This window comes from Advenella faeciporci, from assembly GCF_014652395.1.
In the GTDB taxonomy this organism is placed as follows: Bacteria; Pseudomonadota; Gammaproteobacteria; order Burkholderiales; family Burkholderiaceae_B; genus Advenella; species Advenella faeciporci.
In genome coordinates this window covers 26,324-42,613 of sequence record NZ_BMYS01000016.1, presented here as the reverse complement: position 1 = coordinate 42,613, position 16,290 = coordinate 26,324, and the positions used below count along the sequence as shown (strand labels likewise).

The 16,290-nt window shown below is 48.8% G+C and carries 18 protein-coding genes and 1 tRNA gene; 7 read left to right on the top strand and 12 right to left on the bottom strand.

Annotated elements, in window-relative coordinates; all coding sequences use genetic code 11:
- Nucleotides 1–675: a response regulator transcription factor gene (locus IE074_RS10960; RefSeq protein WP_189385504.1), complete on the bottom strand. Its 675-nt coding sequence runs from the start codon at nt 673–675 to the stop codon at nt 1–3.
- An 82-nt stretch (nt 676–757) separates the two neighbouring features.
- Between IE074_RS10960 and ogt the strand changes: the two genes are divergently transcribed.
- Nucleotides 758–1,276: a methylated-DNA--[protein]-cysteine S-methyltransferase gene (gene ogt, locus IE074_RS10955; RefSeq protein ID WP_189385503.1), complete on the top strand. Its 519-nt coding sequence runs from the start codon at nt 758–760 to the stop codon at nt 1,274–1,276.
- A 28-nt stretch (nt 1,277–1,304) separates the two neighbouring features.
- Here ogt and IE074_RS10950 read toward each other — a convergent pair whose 3' ends face one another.
- A complete protein-coding gene (locus IE074_RS10950; protein ID WP_189385502.1) occupies nt 1,305–4,364 on the bottom strand; it encodes an AAA family ATPase in 3,060 nt (1,019 codons plus the stop codon).
- Nucleotides 4,361–5,500: an exonuclease SbcCD subunit D gene (locus IE074_RS10945; RefSeq protein WP_189385501.1), complete on the bottom strand. Its 1,140-nt coding sequence runs from the start codon at nt 5,498–5,500 to the stop codon at nt 4,361–4,363. Before IE074_RS10945 ends, IE074_RS10950 begins: the two co-directional genes overlap by 4 nt.
- 308 nt (nt 5,501–5,808) lie before the next feature.
- Between IE074_RS10945 and IE074_RS10940 the strand changes: the two genes are divergently transcribed.
- Entirely contained in the window at nt 5,809–6,033 is a 225-nt protein-coding gene (locus IE074_RS10940) for a hypothetical protein (protein ID WP_189385500.1), read from the top strand.
- Nucleotides 6,034–6,228: 195 nt separating this feature from the next.
- On the opposite strand, the gene IE074_RS10935 is transcribed toward IE074_RS10940, so the two are convergent.
- A tRNA-Val gene (locus IE074_RS10935) sits at nt 6,229–6,304 on the bottom strand.
- A gap of 249 nt (nt 6,305–6,553) precedes the next feature.
- Here IE074_RS10935 and IE074_RS10930 point away from each other — a divergent pair.
- The 4 genes from IE074_RS10930 to IE074_RS10915 are packed head-to-tail and all read left to right on the top strand — an operon-like array spanning nt 6,554 to nt 9,060.
- Nucleotides 6,554–6,784 (top strand): MoaD/ThiS family protein, encoded by a 231-nt coding sequence (locus IE074_RS10930; RefSeq protein ID WP_229794000.1) that lies wholly within the window; start codon nt 6,554–6,556, stop codon nt 6,782–6,784.
- A 4-nt stretch (nt 6,785–6,788) separates the two neighbouring features.
- On the top strand, nt 6,789–7,250 hold the full coding sequence (locus IE074_RS10925; protein ID WP_189385498.1) for a molybdenum cofactor biosynthesis protein MoaE: 462 nt from the start codon (nt 6,789–6,791) through the stop codon (nt 7,248–7,250).
- Nucleotides 7,247–7,852, top strand: coding sequence for a molybdenum cofactor guanylyltransferase MobA (mobA, locus tag IE074_RS10920; RefSeq protein WP_189385497.1), 606 nt, complete (start codon nt 7,247–7,249; stop codon nt 7,850–7,852). Before IE074_RS10925 ends, mobA begins: the two co-directional genes overlap by 4 nt.
- Nucleotides 7,852–9,060 carry a molybdopterin molybdotransferase MoeA gene (locus IE074_RS10915; protein ID WP_189385496.1) on the top strand — a complete coding sequence of 403 codons (1,209 nt, stop codon included), beginning with the start codon at nt 7,852–7,854 and terminating at the stop codon, nt 9,058–9,060. Before mobA ends, IE074_RS10915 begins: the two co-directional genes overlap by 1 nt.
- A gap of 32 nt (nt 9,061–9,092) precedes the next feature.
- Here IE074_RS10915 and fdhD read toward each other — a convergent pair whose 3' ends face one another.
- The 5 genes from fdhD to moaC all read right to left on the bottom strand — a co-directional run bounded on the left by fdhD (nt 9,093) and on the right by moaC (nt 12,597).
- Nucleotides 9,093–9,845: a formate dehydrogenase accessory sulfurtransferase FdhD gene (gene fdhD, locus IE074_RS10910; RefSeq protein WP_229793999.1), complete on the bottom strand. Its 753-nt coding sequence runs from the start codon at nt 9,843–9,845 to the stop codon at nt 9,093–9,095.
- Nucleotides 9,846–9,953: 108 nt separating this feature from the next.
- Nucleotides 9,954–10,577 (bottom strand): ATP-binding cassette domain-containing protein, encoded by a 624-nt coding sequence (locus IE074_RS10905; protein ID WP_229793998.1) that lies wholly within the window; start codon nt 10,575–10,577, stop codon nt 9,954–9,956.
- Nucleotides 10,578–10,608: 31 nt separating this feature from the next.
- Entirely contained in the window at nt 10,609–11,271 is a 663-nt protein-coding gene (gene modB, locus IE074_RS10900; RefSeq protein WP_169294976.1) for a molybdate ABC transporter permease subunit, read from the bottom strand.
- An 18-nt stretch (nt 11,272–11,289) separates the two neighbouring features.
- Nucleotides 11,290–11,997, bottom strand: coding sequence for a molybdate ABC transporter substrate-binding protein (modA, locus tag IE074_RS10895; RefSeq protein WP_229793996.1), 708 nt, complete (start codon nt 11,995–11,997; stop codon nt 11,290–11,292).
- Nucleotides 11,998–12,105: 108 nt separating this feature from the next.
- Nucleotides 12,106–12,597, bottom strand: a complete 492-nt coding sequence (gene moaC / locus IE074_RS10890) for a cyclic pyranopterin monophosphate synthase MoaC (protein WP_189385492.1) — start codon at nt 12,595–12,597, stop codon at nt 12,106–12,108.
- Between the two features lie 196 nt (nt 12,598–12,793).
- Between moaC and mog the strand changes: the two genes are divergently transcribed.
- Nucleotides 12,794–13,357 carry a molybdopterin adenylyltransferase gene (gene mog, locus IE074_RS10885; protein WP_189385491.1) on the top strand — a complete coding sequence of 188 codons (564 nt, stop codon included), beginning with the start codon at nt 12,794–12,796 and terminating at the stop codon, nt 13,355–13,357.
- A gap of 56 nt (nt 13,358–13,413) precedes the next feature.
- Here mog and moaA read toward each other — a convergent pair whose 3' ends face one another.
- From moaA to IE074_RS10870, 3 genes are all read right to left on the bottom strand, one after another.
- Complete coding sequence (moaA, locus tag IE074_RS10880; protein WP_189385543.1) at nt 13,414–14,388, bottom strand: GTP 3',8-cyclase MoaA; 975 nt, start codon at nt 14,386–14,388, stop codon at nt 13,414–13,416.
- A 167-nt stretch (nt 14,389–14,555) separates the two neighbouring features.
- Nucleotides 14,556–14,828, bottom strand: coding sequence for an HU family DNA-binding protein (locus tag IE074_RS10875; RefSeq protein WP_169294981.1), 273 nt, complete (start codon nt 14,826–14,828; stop codon nt 14,556–14,558).
- A gap of 201 nt (nt 14,829–15,029) precedes the next feature.
- Nucleotides 15,030–16,286, bottom strand: a complete 1,257-nt coding sequence (locus IE074_RS10870; RefSeq protein ID WP_189385490.1) for a cystathionine gamma-synthase family protein — start codon at nt 16,284–16,286, stop codon at nt 15,030–15,032.
- Nucleotides 16,287–16,290: the final 4 nt, after the last annotated feature.

Sequence of the window (16,290 nt, the reverse complement as noted above, 5' to 3'; positions counted from 1 at the left end):
TCAGGCTTCAACATCAATTTCAAGCAGATAACCAAAACCGCGTACCGTCTGAATGCAAATCCCCAACCCTTCAATCCGCTTGCGTAAACGGTACACATACACTTCAACGGCATTCTCGCTGAAATCGGCATCCCAGGCTGACAGCGAATTCACGATCTGGCGTTTGGTTACCACCCTGCCCGCCCTAACCATCAGCATTTCCAGCACCGATAACTCGCGAACCGATAAATTCAAGCGTTCACCATTCGCCCTTACTTCCCTACCCACCATATCAAATACAAGAGGGCCAACCTCAAGGATCGGACTGGGCTGACCCGCCTGCCTGCGGGCAAACGCACGAACGCGGGCAGCAAGTTCCGCCAACTCGAAGGGTTTGGTCACATAATCATCGGCACCTGCGTCCAGGCCAGCCACACGGTCTTCAACCCCATCGCGGGCAGTTAAAATCAAGGTAGGAGCTTGCTGCCCCTGTGCCCTTAACTGCCTCAGGACATCCAGCCCGCTCATATCCGGTAAATTCAAGTCTAACACCAATAAATCATAAGCTTGTGCCGATACCGCCCCCAGCGCCTGACTGCCATTATTCACCCAGTCTACCGCATACCCCTGCGCCCTGAGGAACTCCTGCAGGGCAGAACCAAGGATACTGTCATCTTCAATTACCAATATTCTCATTTTGAGCTTTCTTATTGAATTAATCGCTTTAAAATACCAAATGGTATCTCAATTTGCGCAAAATTTAATCTTAGGTCAAAATATGCTGAAACTCTATATGTCAAGAATGACCTCCCCACTGGGAGAAATCATTCTAATGACCGATGACAGGCAAAACCTCAGAGTTCTTGATTTTGCCGATTATGCCGAACGCATGCACAATTTATTGCAACGGCAATACGGGCAAACGCAAATCATTTCTGCCCACACACCCTGTCCCTACTCAAAAAACCTGCAAGACTATTTCAATGGCAATTTGGCCGCACTGGATAACATCCCGGTCGCAACTGGTGGAACCGGGTTCCAGCGTGCCGTATGGCAGGCCCTGCAAGACATTCCGTATAGCCAAACCATGAGCTATGGTGAATTGGCTGCCAAAGTCGGCAACCCGAAAGCCTCACGAGCCGTAGGACTGGCCAATGGTGCCAACCCCATTTCAATTGTCATCCCCTGTCACAGGGTTATTGGGAAAAACGGCAGTATGACAGGCTATGGCGGCGGTCTTGAACGCAAAACATGGCTATTACGCCATGAGTCCCGACAGCCTCCCCTAATACCTTGATATAAACACGGTTTATGCCGAAAAAAACCTATTGAACGCCTTGCACTTTAATGCTGCTACCCCTTTCAGAAGGCAGGACATCAATCCGCAAAGCCATTTGCTCTTTCAATTCAGTTACATGGGAAATAATACCAATGGTTCGGCCACTTGCCTGCAAATCCAGCAAGGTTCGAATAGCCAGATCCAGAGAGTCCATATCAAGGCTGCCAAATCCTTCATCTATAAACAGGGTGTCAAGCCTGATACCGCCTGCATAGGCCTGAACCACATCCGACAGGCCCAGCGCCAGCGACAGCGCCGCCATGAAAGACTCGCCCCCCGACAAGGTGGCAACCGGCCGGGCAATACCCGTATATTCGTCCATGACCTCCAGGTCCAGCCCCGACCTGCTATTACCCTTGGCCCGATCTTCTTTCCGGATCAATTGATAACGACCCTTGCTCATGAGACGCAGGCGCATCGTGGCATCGGCCAGGACATCATCAAGCAATACGCTTAGCACAAACCGCTGCAGGCTGATCCGGCTGTCTCCGCGCCCATTGGCAATATGGCTGAGCGTGCCATAAATGGCATACTCCCGTTCCAGACCGGCATTTTGTTCATGCATGCGGTCAATTTTTACAGCCACCGATGCCAGTTGATGCAATTTTTCGGCATGCTGCTGCCAGGCATGCTGGGCCTGGTCACGCAACTGCTTCATCTGCTCATGCCGGCTTTCCATTTGCGTCAAATCAGGCAGGGTTTTACCCTCAAGCTGTTCACAAATATTCTTATACTGTCCTTCAAGCTCATACTGTTGACGGTTAAACCGCTTTACATACTGCTCAAGCGCCTGCCTTTCATGCTCGTCCAGCACCGCCTGCCTGCATGCCTGCTCACTGTCAAAAGCATGCCGCTCAAGCTGGTCCTGACAGGCCTGCCGCGCCTGTTGCAAGACAACGATTGCCTGTTCCTGCCGGTTATCAAGCCCAGCCTTGCGTTCCTGCAGCTGGACACTGTCCTGGCTGGCTTGGTCATACGCCTGCCGGGACATTTCATATTCATTTTGCAGTAAAGCAAGACGCTGCCTGAAAGCGGTCAGCGTTTGCTCCAGCACGGTGGCATCACGAAACGGCTCTGGCAATTCGGCCAGCCGAAGCTTGAGCTCATTTTCAAGGGAGGCCTGGGAAAGCCTGATGGCCTGCTGCTTTTCCCGGGTATGCTGCAAGGTTTCATCCAGCTGCGACAGCTCCTTTGCAAGAACAGCCAGCTGCTCTTGCAACAAGGACCGCGACTGCCTGGCCTGCCTGCACTGGTTAACCTGTTTGCGGGCCTGCTCACACATGTCCTGCAAAGTACTGGCGGGTACACTGGCACTGTCACCAAGTGCCTCCAGCTGCTCATTGATTTGCACCGCAAACGCCTCTTGCAAGGTACGAACCTGAACCAGGGAATTTTCCATGTTTTGCAGCTGCTGACGCGCATTTTCAAGCCTTAGCGCAGACCGCTCAAGATCTTCCTTGTCAAGTAACGCCTGTTGTACCTGTGCCGGTTGCGGATGCGTGGTGCTGCCACACACCGGACAAGGCTCATTCAACCGCAAACGGCTGGCCAACTGTGCCGCCTGTTCCCGGTGCCACTGGATTTGCAGCCGGGTATCTTCTTGGTGCATCTCCTGCCAGATTTGCCGCGTTTTCTCCACAGATGCGGTGTCAACCCGCACACGCTCTGTCAAGGCCCGGCTTTTATCCAGCAAGGCATCATACTGTTTTTTTAATTGCAGGGCATGTTCAGCCTGATCCAGTTGCTGCACGGCATCAGACAGGCCCTCAACAAAAATTTGCAACCCGACAATTTTTTCCCTGGTTTGCTCCAGTTGTTGCTGTTTATGCTGCCGGGCAAACAACTGCTCATCATGTGACTGGTTTATTTGACGCAATACTGCCTGCAGGCGCTCATGCTCCACTTGCTTTTGCTGAAGCAAGACCATTTTTTCACGGTAACGCTCAAGTTCATGGATTTGAACATTCAAGTCATCTTTTTGCCGGTACTGGGTTGTGGCCAGTTCAAATTGCCCGCGGGTTTCTTCAAGCTTTTTCCCGGCACTGGCCATTTTCAGCGCCAGCGCCTGCAATTCCTGCCGCAAATTTTCGCAGTGTTTTTCCGCCACTTCGCGCGCCTGAATAAGCGGCATTAGCAAAGCGGCCTGGCTGGAACGCGCAAGCTTATGTTCGGATTGCCGCAATTGTCCGCGCGCCTGCTCAAGTGTGGCCAATGAATTTTGGCAACTTTCTTTCTGCCTGAACAATTCCTGCAAAGCCGTTGCGCCGGAGCGCTCTTTTTCAAACAGCAAGAATTGCTCAAAGGCGAGTTCTTTTTGCGTTTTAAGTTCCTCGACAAGCGGTGCAAGTTGACTGGTTTTTTCTTTCAGGGCCGCTTCCGAACCGCAATCGGCCGATTCCAGCAAACCGGCAATTTTCTGGTCATGCTTATTTTTGCTTTCTTCAATATCCGCTGCCCGCTGCTTCAGCTTCTCTTCTATTTTGCGATAAATGGCGGTTTGAAACAGCTGGCTGAAAATGCTTTCCCTTTGCTGGGAATTGGCCAATAACAAAGCCCTGAACTTGCCCTGTGGCAATACCATCACCTGCCTGAACTGCTCAGCTGTCAGGCCTGTCAGCTCAACCACCTTTTCAGTTACTTCGGTGGCTTTTTTCTGCACCAGCAGAATTTCATTCCCGTCAGCCGTTATTTCCCACAGTTTTGCCTCAGTCGCCTGCGTGGTAAAACCTTCACCCCGCTGCTTGGGCTTGTTCTGCGCCGGCATTCTGGCAATACGGTATTGTTTTTCACCCAATGCAAACAAGAACTCAACTTCGGTTAACAATTGGGGGGCCGCCATATCCGAGCGCAAGGCAGCGGGCTCACGGTCATCATCGGCCGCCTGGCCATACAGGGCAAAACAGATGGCGTCCAGCAAGGTGCTTTTACCCGCACCGGTTGGCCCATTAATCAGAAACAGGGGGTTTTCGCCCAGGCGGGTAAAATCAACTTCTTCTTTTGCCGCAAAAGGACCAAAAGCCTGCATGCTCAAATAAACGGGTTTCATGCCTGCTCCTCTTTACGAACCTCAAGAATCACTTCTTTAACCGCCTGCTTCTGCGGCTCACTAAGCGCCTGTCCGGCCACCTGTTCAAAAAAATCACAAAACAGATCGTATTCGTCACGCTTCAGGGCTTGTCCCGGTGCCACTACTTCACCCTCGGCACGATACAATCCCGGCTTTTCCAGCTGCAATACATTGGGGTAGACCTCGCGAATCTTGCCCATTGGATCCAGCACGGCGTGCGTGTCAGCAAGCTTTACCAGGACATAATCGTGTGCATTGGGATCGTGCCTGCCCATTTCAACAATCCCGGTCAATGTACCTTCCAGAGTCCTGACATCCCGCAGGGGCTTCAGGGGCAAGTTCTGAACACTTGCCCGGCCTCCAGCATCCAACTCTACCAAGGTAACGCCCTTTTTATGAAACTGCTCTGAAAAACTGTATTTTAATATAGAGCCTGAATAACGGATATGTTCAGCACCCTTGTATTGCGGCGCATGCAAATGGCCTAGCGCGACATAATCAAAGCCCTCAAAAACCGTATGTGGAACCACGTCAGACCCACCAATTGATAAAGGCCGTTCAGACTCGGAGTTGACTGCCCCTTCAAGAAAGCAGTGCGCCAGCAGCACATTGACGCTTTGCACATCCATTACCTGCCTGATTTTTTCTGTCAGCAGGCAATGCGCTGCCTCGTAGGAATTGACCGGCTCCTGAAAATGGTTGCGCACCAACTCAGGATCATTAAAGGGCATGCCATAAAACGCAACCCGTTCACCCTTGGCATCAATAACAACCGGCCTGAGCATCTGTTCAAAATCAGCAATGATATGCACGCCCGAAGCACTTAACTGTTGGGCGGCAAATCCCAAACGCTGAGCACTGTCGTGATTGCCCGGAATCATGATAACCGGAATGTTCAATTGCCCTATCCGGCTTAAAGTCTTGTCCAGCAAGGCAACCGCCGACACCGGTGGTACCGAACGGTCATAGATGTCTCCGCTAATCAGCAAAGCCTGCACCTGATGCTGCTCAAGGTAAGCAATGATCTGGTCCAGCACATACTCCTGGTCTTCAATCAGAATACGGCTGGCAAACTGACGGCCCAAGTGCCAGTCAGAGGTATGAATGAATTTCATGTAAGCGTCGTAATTTTTTTCTATTTGCATTGACGGTCAACAATGACCGCAAGAGCATTTTAACATCCTGTCAGCACCAGGAATATTTTCCCCAATCCCTTACTCATCTTGTGCCGACATATCGGCGTTGACCACATCAACCGCCCACACACCAATCACATTGACACAAAAGACTAAGCAGCCATAAACACGCTTGACAAATATTCTCATTGCTCCCCCCTGTAGAAAACAATAGAATTATGATATGCCTTTGCGACATCCACGTGACATCGTGACATCCCATCTATTCTGCTTTACAGGAGACGAATATGTATAAGTTAAATGAAAAGGGCAGATACGCACTTGAAACTTTTCTGGATGCTATTGCCAAGCCAGGCTTTAAACTGGAACCCATTTACGAGATGGCCACCCGGATTGCCAACGAATACTTCCCGGTTGATCAGGATGCCATTCTGGAACTCGATCCCAGCCAAACCCAATCGGGCAACCCCGAAATAATCCAGTTATTCAAAAGCTGGTTCGACCATTCATAACCCGGCCTCTGTTTTCCGGTTAAATTGTTTAACCGGAAAACAACGCCAGGATTATCAAGCACCGCTTTTGAAACCCACCACTTTTGAGACCCATTTAACCGCGCACCTGACAAGGTGTTATTTAAACAGGCAAAAAATAAACAGGCATAAAAAAAGCACTTACCAATGTAAGTGCCTGATTTGCCAATTTTGCAATGGTGGGTGCTACAGGGGTCGAACCTGTGACCTACGCCTTGTAAGGGCGCCGCTCTACCAACTGAGCTAAGCACCCATTGCTTAACTGAAGAATTAAATTATATAGAGCCTTTCATAGGATGACAAGCTTTTATTGAAAATATATTCAAATTACACAAAAAAACATGACCAATTTACAACAAACATAAAAAAACAATGTTTCCCCATACAAAATTCACCCACATGCCCGCAAAGCTCACAATAAGGCAACTCCACCAACTTTGGTTATAATGCCCTGTCTACCATCATAACCATGGCATTACATCCTATGTTAAAAATCATCTATATGGCAAAACTAAAAGAACAATTACCCATTGCCGAAGAAACCATTGAGTGGCATGGCGGTACCCGCGATGAACTGATCCAGTTATTACGCAGCCGCAATCAACTGTGGCACGAAACCCTGGCCCCCGAAAACGTATACAAAATAGCCATCAACAATAGCATTGTTCATCAAAATGCCCACATACCGGAAAACGCTGAAGTCGCCCTGCTTCCCCCGGTTACCGGAGGCTGAAACCATGTATGCCATCAGTATCCAATCCACAGACTTCAACCTTGAAACCGAAGAACAATTGGCCGAACAGTCCTCAAGCAACTGTGGTGCGCTTGTAAGCTTCGTTGGGAAGGTTCGAGGCAAAGACCATGCGAAATTGCTAAGCCATTTATATCTGGAGCACTTTCCCGGGGTCACCGAACAGGAAATTGAAAAAATCATTCTGATGGCGCAGCAGAAATGGCCTTTACAGTACGTAAAAGTCATTCATCGTATTGGCGAAATCAAAACCGGTGAAAAAATTGTTTTGGTCCTGACTGCCAGCGAACATCGCAAAGACGCCTACCAGGCCAACGAATTTATTATGGATTACCTGAAAACAGAAGCGCCTTTCTGGAAAAAAGAATGCTTTGCCAACGGAGACGCTCATTGGGTGGATATGAAAAAGTCCGATCTGGATCACACACAGCGATGGAACCAGGCATGATATCCAATACAGCCGGACTCATTCTTGCCGGTGGACTGGGCAGCAGAATGAACCACCAGGACAAGGGCATGGTTTTGTTCAAACAAAAACCACTGGTTGAATATCCGCTGGCGCTTTTGCGGAAAAACGTGGATTGCATTGTGATTAGCGCAAACCGCAACCTGGATAAATATGCCTCTTATGGGCATCCGGTTATCCCGGACCTGCCCCAGTACACAGCATTGGGTCCGTTGGGCGGCATTTACAGCGCCAGCATGCAGCTGCCTGAAAACATTACATTCATCCAGGTCGTTCCCTGTGATACGCCTTTCCTGCCTGACCACCTGGTGGAACAGCTGCATACGGCCCTGTTGCAAACCAATACCGATATTGCCATGGCAATCAGTGGCAGCAACCAGCACCCCAGCATTATCCAATTCAGACGCTCGCTACTGCCCGACCTGAAACGACGACTTGATCAACACGTGGACAAATTACGCCTGCGCTCCTTTGTTTTGGACAACGCCCATACATTGGTCAATTTTGAGCAGGAAGATTTTTTTATCAACTTCAATAATCCAGAATCACTCAAGCTCTGGGATTCATTACAAGGTTCAACATAATGCGTGATTATTACGAAGCACTTGAAGAGCTTCTTGCCAACACCCAGGCAACTACCCAAACAGAAACCCTCACCCTTGAAGAGGCTGAAGGCCATGTACTGGCCGAAACATTAACGGTGAATTATGACGCTCCCATGTTTGACAACAGCGCCATGGACGGTTATGCGGTATGTGGCCTGGATCGGACCGAATGGGAAATTATTGGTGTGGTTGCCGCCGGCGATGACATTACCGCCACACAGCTTGAGCCCGGCCAGGCCATACGCATTTTTACCGGTGCGAGCATTCCGGCCAATACGGACAGCGTAGTGCCACAGGAAAACACGACCGTCACAGGCCGCTGCCTGTCGGTTCAGCAAGCACTGAAACCAGATGCCAATATCCGCCGCCAGGGTGAAGAATTGAAAAAAGGGGATGTACTGATTGCATCCCATTCCATTATGTCCCCAGCGGCCATCGGGTTGCTGGCCAGCCAGGGCTATGCCAGTGTCAACTGCTTCAAGCCACTTACCCTGACCCTGTTCTCCACCGGTGACGAACTGCTGGCCCTGACTGAAGCGCTGGCCCCCGGCAAGATTTATGACTCGAACCGCCCCATGCTGCTTGGCTGGTTTAAGCATTATGCCTATCTGAATGTGGTTAATGGTGGTGTTTTACCTGACAACTACGACAGTATCAAAACGGCCCTGCAACAGGCGGCCGGCCATTCAGACATCATCGTTTGCTCGGGCGGTGCATCGGTGGGTGACAAAGACTATGTCAAACAGGTACTGGACGAACTGGGCACGCTTGAACACTGGAAACTGGCCATCAAACCCGGCAAGCCCTTTGCCTGGGGCAATATCAACGACCGCTGCAAGGTATTCCTGTTGCCCGGCAATCCGGTAGCCAGTTACGCCACTTCCCTGCTCATGACACTTCCTGCCATTAAATACCTGGCCGGCCTTTCACTTGAAAAGGCCCGACCCAAAAAATGGAAAGCCCAGGCAGATTTTTCCATTCCAAACAATAAGCAGGGTCGCCGGGATTTCTTGCGTGGCGTGCTTACCATGACAGACAGCGGTGTCTGGGCAGCGCCCGTCAAAGGCCAGGGCTCGCATATGCTTTCCGGTTGTGTCAACGCGGATGTCTTAATCGAGATCCCTGCACACTCCAATGTCGAGCACGGCCAATGGCTTGATGTTTATCCCTTGTCACACTCGTTTTAAGCCCGCCAGGATGGAATAGGCAAAAAAACAGCTTACTCCATCCACACAAGAGACTCGTGGCCACAGTAAACCACCTGCTGCTGCGGTTTGGCAAAACCTATTAAGGTCATCCCGGCCTCTTGCGCCAATTGGACCGCCAGCGCAGTAGGTGCTGAAACAGCAACCAGACACCCCACCCCCATCACAGCAGATTTGACCACCATTTCGTAGCTGGCACGGCTGGAAACCAGCACAAAACCTTCGGACCAATTCCATCCAGCCCTGGCGCCGCACCCAAACAGTTTATCCAGAGCATTATGACGCCCCACATCTTCAAACAAGGCCTCTATCTGACCTCCGGCACTTACCTTGGCCGCCCCATGCACGGATCCCGTTTTGGCACGCAAAGGCTGCAAAGAGGAAAAAGCTTTCAGTGCAGCCACAATATGCGCGACCGATACGGAAGGCCTTGCGATTACAGGAGTTATAACCGGTTTGACAGCCTCCAGACTCTCAAGGCCACATAAACCACAGCCGGTACGTCCACTTAAGTGACGTCGACGCCCTTTCAATCGCAATAAGGCTTCCGAGGCAATTTCCATATTAACCAGAATACCTGTCGATGTTTGCTCTATTTCCAGATCATAAAGCTGGGAAACCGATGACAAAATCCCCTCAGTAAGGCTGAATCCCAGAGCCAGTTCGGGCAAATCCTGCGGGGTTGCCATTAAAACCACCTGTGAAATGCCATTATAAACAAGTGCCACCGGCACTTCATCGCTCAGAGAATCATCGGCTTCATACATTTGTCCTTGTTTAAAACATCTTACAGGCAAGGTTTTAAAGGGTATTGCTGTCATTTTTTCACATTTAAAAGAAGGAAACCAAAGGCAAATATTGATTGCTTCAAAGGATCATGATTTGAATTCTATCAACTCTGCCGAGAATGCTTGTATATCTTCCTCGTCATGCGTAATCAACATAAGAGGAATTTTCAATTCTTCCTGCAGCTCTTGTACTTCTTCACGCATATACATGCGCAGTTTTTTATCAAGCGCAGAAAACGGCTCATCAAGAAGCAGCAATTCAGGCTCTATGATAAGCGCCCTGGCAAGGGCAACCCGCTGCTGCTGGCCACCGGACAATTGGTCTGGATACTGACGGGCCAGATCGGCAATCTGAAACCGCTCCAGCCAGTGGTGGATTTTCTCATGATTTTCAGGTGTAATCCTGTTGAGCCAGCCTTTACGATTAAGTCCGAAGCCCACATTTTGTGCAATATTCAGATGTGGAAACAAAGCATAGTTTTGCAGGATATAACCGACATTACGCGCCTGCGGTGCAATATTTATATTATTCTGTTTATCAAACAGCACGCTGTTTTTAATTTTTATGGTACCACTGTCAGGTGTCAATAAGCCCGCTATGCATTTTACCGTCAGGGATTTACCAACCCCGGAAGGGCCAAATAAAATCACCTGTTCCCGGTGACTGCGTACTTGAATATCCAGCATGAATGTTCTTGAAGCTGAAAGCATTTTTTTCCGGATAGCGATATCAAAAATCATTTCAGGCACGCTTTGGAGATAGATAATAAGCCAACGACAAAACTGCAATACACACAACCGATATCAGCAAAACCAATTGATTGACTTCAGCATCCTGTCCGGCCTGAACCGCATCATAAATGGCAATTGAAAGTGTTTGGGTTTTGCCGGGAATGCTGCCAGCCACCATTAAGGTCGCCCCAAACTCGCCCAATGCGCGAACAAAGCCCAGTAACAAACCTGCAAGAATTCCTCGCCAGGCCAAAGGCAGAAAAACCCGAAAAAAAACAGCGCTTTTGGAAACACCCAATACCCAGCCAACCTGCTGCAATTGCTCATCAACCGACTCAAAAGCGGCCCGTGCCGGTTTGAAAACAAGCGGAAAAGTGACGATTGCCGCGGCAATAATGGCACCATTAAGGGAAAAAACAAGACCAAACCCAAAGTTGGCTTCAAGCCACTTGCTTAAACCGGTTTTGTTACCAAACAAAACCAGCAAATAATATCCCAATACCGTTGGTGGCAATACCATTGGCAAAGTGGCCATCACATCAAGCACCTGTCTGCAAAAACTACGCTTCCGTGACAGATACCAGCCAAAAGCAATACCCAGGACAAGATTGATCATCGTAGCCCAGACAGCCACTTTGACAGACAAAAATAAAGGTATCATGATCGACTGCATTAACTGATTCCCTTGCTGTTATGGACGCACAAAACCGTATTGATCAAAAATAGCCCGGCTTTCTTCCGATAATACGTAATCAACAAATTGCCGGGCAAGATCTGGCTCTTGGCTGTCTTTTAACACGGCAATCGGATATACAACCGGTTGTTCCAGCTCAACACTAAACGCAACCTTGACCTTGTCTGGCAGGATTTTGGCATCGGTGCCATAAACAAAACCGGCCTCCACGTTCGCACTGGCCACGTACTCCAGGGCCTGTCGGACATTTTGCGTAAAAACTGTTTTGTCTTTCAGTGTTTCATCAAGACCGGCCTTTTTAAGCGCCCCTGCCGTATAGCGTCCGGCCGGCACACTGGACGGGTTGCCAATGGCAATACGATTGACGGCATCGTTTTGCAAATCATTCAGGGTTTCCAGTTTTAAATCGCTGTCTGCCGGCACAATCAACACCAGTTCGTTTTTGACGAAATGGGTATGCCGGTTATTTTGCAAAATCCCGCCCTCATTGGCAGCCTGCATATTGGCAAGGTCGGCAGTGGCCAAAACATCGACAGGAGCACCATGACGGATTTGCTGAAGCAGACTGCCTGAACCGCCAAAATTGAAATCAATGGTGTGACCTTGATGCACCTGTTCAAATTTCCGGCCAATTTCCTGAAACACGTCTTTCAGGCTGGACGCAGCGGAAACCGTTATGGTTGCTGCCGAGACACTGCCCGTCATTGTCACACATGCCAAAAACAGCCATACTCGTCTGAACATCAACCTACCTCTTTGAAATACCTGAAGATGATAAAAAAACGTCATAAAAAACACAAGGTCACAGCCACGTCAAGCCTCTTGCCGGGCACGCCAATCACCTGACTTGCCCCCCTTTTTCTCAAGCAAATGAATATGGCTTATTTGCATTCCCTTATCAACCGCTTTTAACATATCGTAAATAGTCAGCAAACCGGTTGAGACCGCTGTCAGGGCTTCCATTTCAACGCCCGTTTTACCGGTGGTTTCAGTCGTTGCCACCACTTCCACGGATCGCGTCTGTTCGGCCAGATTGAACTCAATGCTCACGTGCGTAAGACTTAAAGGATGGCACAAGGGAATCAGCAAACTGGTATGCTTGGAACCCTGGATGGCGGCAATGCGTGCAATACCCAGCACATCCCCTTTTTTGCTTTCACCGGAAACCAGCAAACGGTAAGCCACTTCGTTCATGCTTATTTTCCCACTGGCGCGGGCAACCCGCCTTGTTTCTTTTTTTTCTGAAATATCAACCATATGGGCCTGGCCCTGACTGTCAAAATGCGTTAATTGTTGATCTGTCACGTTTTATATCCTTAATACTGTCTAGAACAGGGGGAATAAGATAATTTTAATGTTATAGAATACAATTCTTTTGATGGTAAGAATTTAGGCCATGTATTCTGGCATAAATTAGGCCAGTGCCTGGCAAAAGCACATCTTTATCTTTATAAACAATCTCCGCTATTCATCAAAAGCAAATGCAGTCAAAGGAATCAGTATGGAAACACTACGCATTGGTATCGTCTCTATCAGCGATCGGGCCTTCAACAAAACCTATCAAGATCAGGGCTTGCCTGCATTAAAATCCTGGTTAAGCTCTGCAGTATTAAACCCGCTGGAATTTGTAGCGCATTTAATTCCCGATGAACAGCCCATGATTGAACAAACCCTAATTGAGTTGTCCGACATTCAAAAATGCCCATTGATTTTAACCACCGGCGGTACCGGCCCTTATTTGCGTGACGTGACACCTGAGGCCACCCTTGCTGTTGCCGATCGTATCATCCCCGGGTTTGGCGAGCAAATGCGACAAATCAGCCTGCACTTCATTCCTACTGCCATTTTATCCCGTCAAGTGGGTGTCATCCGCGGCAACAGCCTGATTCTGAACCTGCCAGGCCGCCCTAATGCGATTGCCGAAACCCTGGGTGGCGTTAAGGATGAACAGGGCAAGCAAGTCATCCACGGTATTTTTGCATCAGTACCTATTTGTGTTGATGCTGTGGGTGGGCCACTGGTTGAAACCAACCCCGAGGTATGCAAATCGGTGCGTCCGAAGTAAGTTTGTCTGCCCTATAAGCAAAGCGGCTCACAGGCCGCTTTTTATTTAAAAAATACTTAACCACCCGTCATCGACATGATACGGATGATTTTCTCTGGCTGAGTATTGAATTCATGTCGTTCAGGTTTCAGCTCTATCGCTTCGCGAATGGCTTGTTCAAGCTCGACGTCCGTACAGTTATCACGCAAATAAGGCAGCAGGTTAAGCTTGTCTTCTTGCCCTAAACACAAATACAAATGCCCATCAACGGCAAGCCGGACCCGATTGCAGGTTTCACAGAAATGCTGGGATTTGGGTGTTATAAAACCAAGCGTAAAATCACTGTTGGGTGTTTCCCAGTAACGGGCCGGACCCCCACCCCATACCTTGTTGGACTCTTGCAAGCCAAACTTGTCTTTAACCTGTTCAATAATATCCTGCAAATCAACCGGCACCTGTTTCTGCCCGGTTACCCCCATGGGCATGACTTCAATAAGGCGCAGTACAAACTGATTCTGGATACAGTATTGAATCATATCCTCAATATCAGAAATGTTAATACCAGCCAACGGGACCATATTAATTTTAATTCTTGTGAAACCGGCCTGCCTGGCTGCATCCAGTCCTGCCATTACTTTTGACAAACTGTCGCTGCCTGAAATTTCCTCGACACATTCACGGCGCAAGGAATCCAGACTGACGTTAAGACGGTGCAAACCGGCATCACGCAAGGGTTGTGCGTATTTTTTCAATTGTGTGCCATTGGTAGACATGGACAGGTCCTGGACCCCTTCCAAAGCCGAGAGACGGGCAACCAGCTCTGGCAGGTCTTTGCGCAGCAGCGGCTCTCCACCCGTTAACCTGAAACGACGGGTTCCCATACGGGCAAAAGCAGCAACCACACGCACTATTTCATCAAAAGACAACCAATTTGCAGGACGCTCAAACTCTTTGAATCCCTTCGGAATACAGTAGGAACACCGCAAATCACACTTATCTATCAGTGATATGCGTAAATAATCAATTTTTCGACCAAACCTGTCAATCAGCATTCCGGAATTATCCATTGTATTACTCAATTCCAAGCAGTCTAACATAAAAAAAGCACCACACTGTCAGACATTAATCAAGCAGTGGGTGCTTTACTTTTTGCAAGGCCTGGAACAGCACCGGTTGATTATTCAATTAAAAACCGTTTTCCAAGCATTACAAACCAAATTTAGTTTACCGCATCTTTCAGTGCTTTACCTGGACGGAATTTAGGTACTTTGGCTTTTTTGATTTTGATGGCTTCGCCAGTGCGTGGGTTACGACCAGTGCGGGCTGCACGCGTAGAAACGGCAAATGTACCAAAACCAACCAAGGTTACCGTCTCGCCTTTTTTCAGTGTTGCTTTCACTGCAGCGATCATTGCATCCAGAGAGCGGCCAGCAGCTGCTTTGGAAATATCGGCCTTAGATGCAATGTATTCAACTAATTCTGTCTTATTCATTCAGGAAAACCCCTTTTCTAAATTAACTCTGATGTAAATCATCACGCGTATCTTCCCTTTAATCTTATTGGCTGTCAAGAAAAAATACAGCAAAACCCGCATATTTACTAGTCTTGCGGCCATTATCAATGGAAAGCAATTAATTTGTATGATTTTTTATACACCCGTGCAAGGTCGGTTAAAACCACGCTCCACCTGTTGTTACGCGGCATCCATGCATTGTGCTAGTGCCTGCCTGAAATCATTGATCAGGTCTTCCTCATCTTCAATACCTACGGAGACGCGCAGCAAATTATCACCAATACCCATTTCAGCCCTACGGGCAGGTCCCATTTCATAATAAATGGTATGTGCCACTGGCAAAGCCAAGGTCCTGGCATCACCCAGATGCGTCGCCAGCACCACCACATTCAGCTTATTCAAAAACTCAAAGCAATCAATGCCATCCACCAGCTCTACACCCAGCAACCCCCCAAAACGGTGGTTAAACAGGGTAGCCGCACGTTCATGCTGCGGATGCTGGCTTAAGCCGGGATAGCGCACACTGGCGATCCCGGGATGCTTCTCAAGAAAACGGGCAAGAGCCAATGCATTTGAACAGGATTGCTTCATTCTTAAAGCAAGTGTTTCAGCTCCCACGGCAATTCGATGAGCGGCATCAGATGAGAGCGTAGCCCCCATGTCACGCAAGCCTTTTTTCTTGATTTGGGTTAAACCCCAGGCGTTTGCAGGGCCGGTTTTGTAGTTATCATAAATATTGTCATAGCCGGACCAGTCATACAAACCGGTATTGGTAACCGCACCGCCCAGCGCATTGCCATGACCACAGATATATTTGGACAATGAATTCATGACCAATGAAGCCTTGACGCTTTTACCCTGAAACAACCATGGTGACGTTAAGGTGTTGTCTATCACATAAACCAGATTGTGCAGTTCGCAAATATCACCAATTGCTGACAAATCGGCAATTTGCGTACCCGGATTGGCAATGGTTTCGGTAAATATCATTTTTGTTTCAGGGCGGATTGCGTCTTTTACCTGTTGCGCATTGGCAGGATCAACAAAAGTCACTGATACGCCAAGTCGATCAAGAGTGCCCAGCAAACTATTGGTATTACCAAAAACAAACTGGCTGGAAACCAGGTGGTCACCCTGTTTTAACAGCGTCATGAAGATGGAGGACAGGGCCGCCATGCCTGTGGCAAACGTAACGGTGCCTGCTCCCCCTTCCATCAAAGTGATTTTATCTTCAAGAGCAGCCGTTGTCGGGGTTCCCTGACGGGCATAGGTATACCCCGATTTACCCTGAAAGACGGCGGCCAGTTCCCTTGAGTCGGCAAAAGCGTACTCGGTTGACGTATGCAATGGCTTGTGAATGGCACCGTGCTCTACGGCTTTACGGCGGTCTGCGTGAAGAATGGAAGTGGTAAACCCGCTATGTTCGTTTTTTGACATGATA

Bases quoted from the DNA above. Each gene is read 5' to 3' on its own strand.
- IE074_RS10960 (WP_189385504.1), bottom strand. From the start codon at position 675: ATGAGAATATTGGTAATTGAAGATGACAGTATCCTTGGTTCTGCCCTG.
- ogt (WP_189385503.1), top strand. From the start codon at position 758: ATGCTGAAACTCTATATGTCAAGAATGACCTCCCCACTGGGAGAAATC.
- IE074_RS10950 (WP_189385502.1), bottom strand. From the start codon at position 4,364: ATGAAACCCGTTTATTTGAGCATGCAGGCTTTTGGTCCTTTTGCGGCA.
- IE074_RS10945 (WP_189385501.1), bottom strand. From the start codon at position 5,500: ATGAAATTCATTCATACCTCTGACTGGCACTTGGGCCGTCAGTTTGCC.
- IE074_RS10940 (WP_189385500.1), top strand. From the start codon at position 5,809: ATGTATAAGTTAAATGAAAAGGGCAGATACGCACTTGAAACTTTTCTG.
- IE074_RS10930 (WP_229794000.1), top strand. From the start codon at position 6,554: ATGGCAAAACTAAAAGAACAATTACCCATTGCCGAAGAAACCATTGAG.
- IE074_RS10925 (WP_189385498.1), top strand. From the start codon at position 6,789: ATGTATGCCATCAGTATCCAATCCACAGACTTCAACCTTGAAACCGAA.
- mobA (WP_189385497.1), top strand. From the start codon at position 7,247: ATGATATCCAATACAGCCGGACTCATTCTTGCCGGTGGACTGGGCAGC.
- IE074_RS10915 (WP_189385496.1), top strand. From the start codon at position 7,852: ATGCGTGATTATTACGAAGCACTTGAAGAGCTTCTTGCCAACACCCAG.
- fdhD (WP_229793999.1), bottom strand. From the start codon at position 9,845: ATGTATGAAGCCGATGATTCTCTGAGCGATGAAGTGCCGGTGGCACTT.
- IE074_RS10905 (WP_229793998.1), bottom strand. From the start codon at position 10,577: ATGCTTTCAGCTTCAAGAACATTCATGCTGGATATTCAAGTACGCAGT.
- modB (WP_169294976.1), bottom strand. From the start codon at position 11,271: ATGCAGTCGATCATGATACCTTTATTTTTGTCTGTCAAAGTGGCTGTC.
- modA (WP_229793996.1), bottom strand. From the start codon at position 11,997: ATGACGGGCAGTGTCTCGGCAGCAACCATAACGGTTTCCGCTGCGTCC.
- mog (WP_189385491.1), top strand. From the start codon at position 12,794: ATGGAAACACTACGCATTGGTATCGTCTCTATCAGCGATCGGGCCTTC.
- moaA (WP_189385543.1), bottom strand. From the start codon at position 14,388: ATGCTGATTGACAGGTTTGGTCGAAAAATTGATTATTTACGCATATCA.
- IE074_RS10875 (WP_169294981.1), bottom strand. From the start codon at position 14,828: ATGAATAAGACAGAATTAGTTGAATACATTGCATCTAAGGCCGATATT.
- IE074_RS10870 (WP_189385490.1), bottom strand. From the start codon at position 16,286: ATGTCAAAAAACGAACATAGCGGGTTTACCACTTCCATTCTTCACGCA.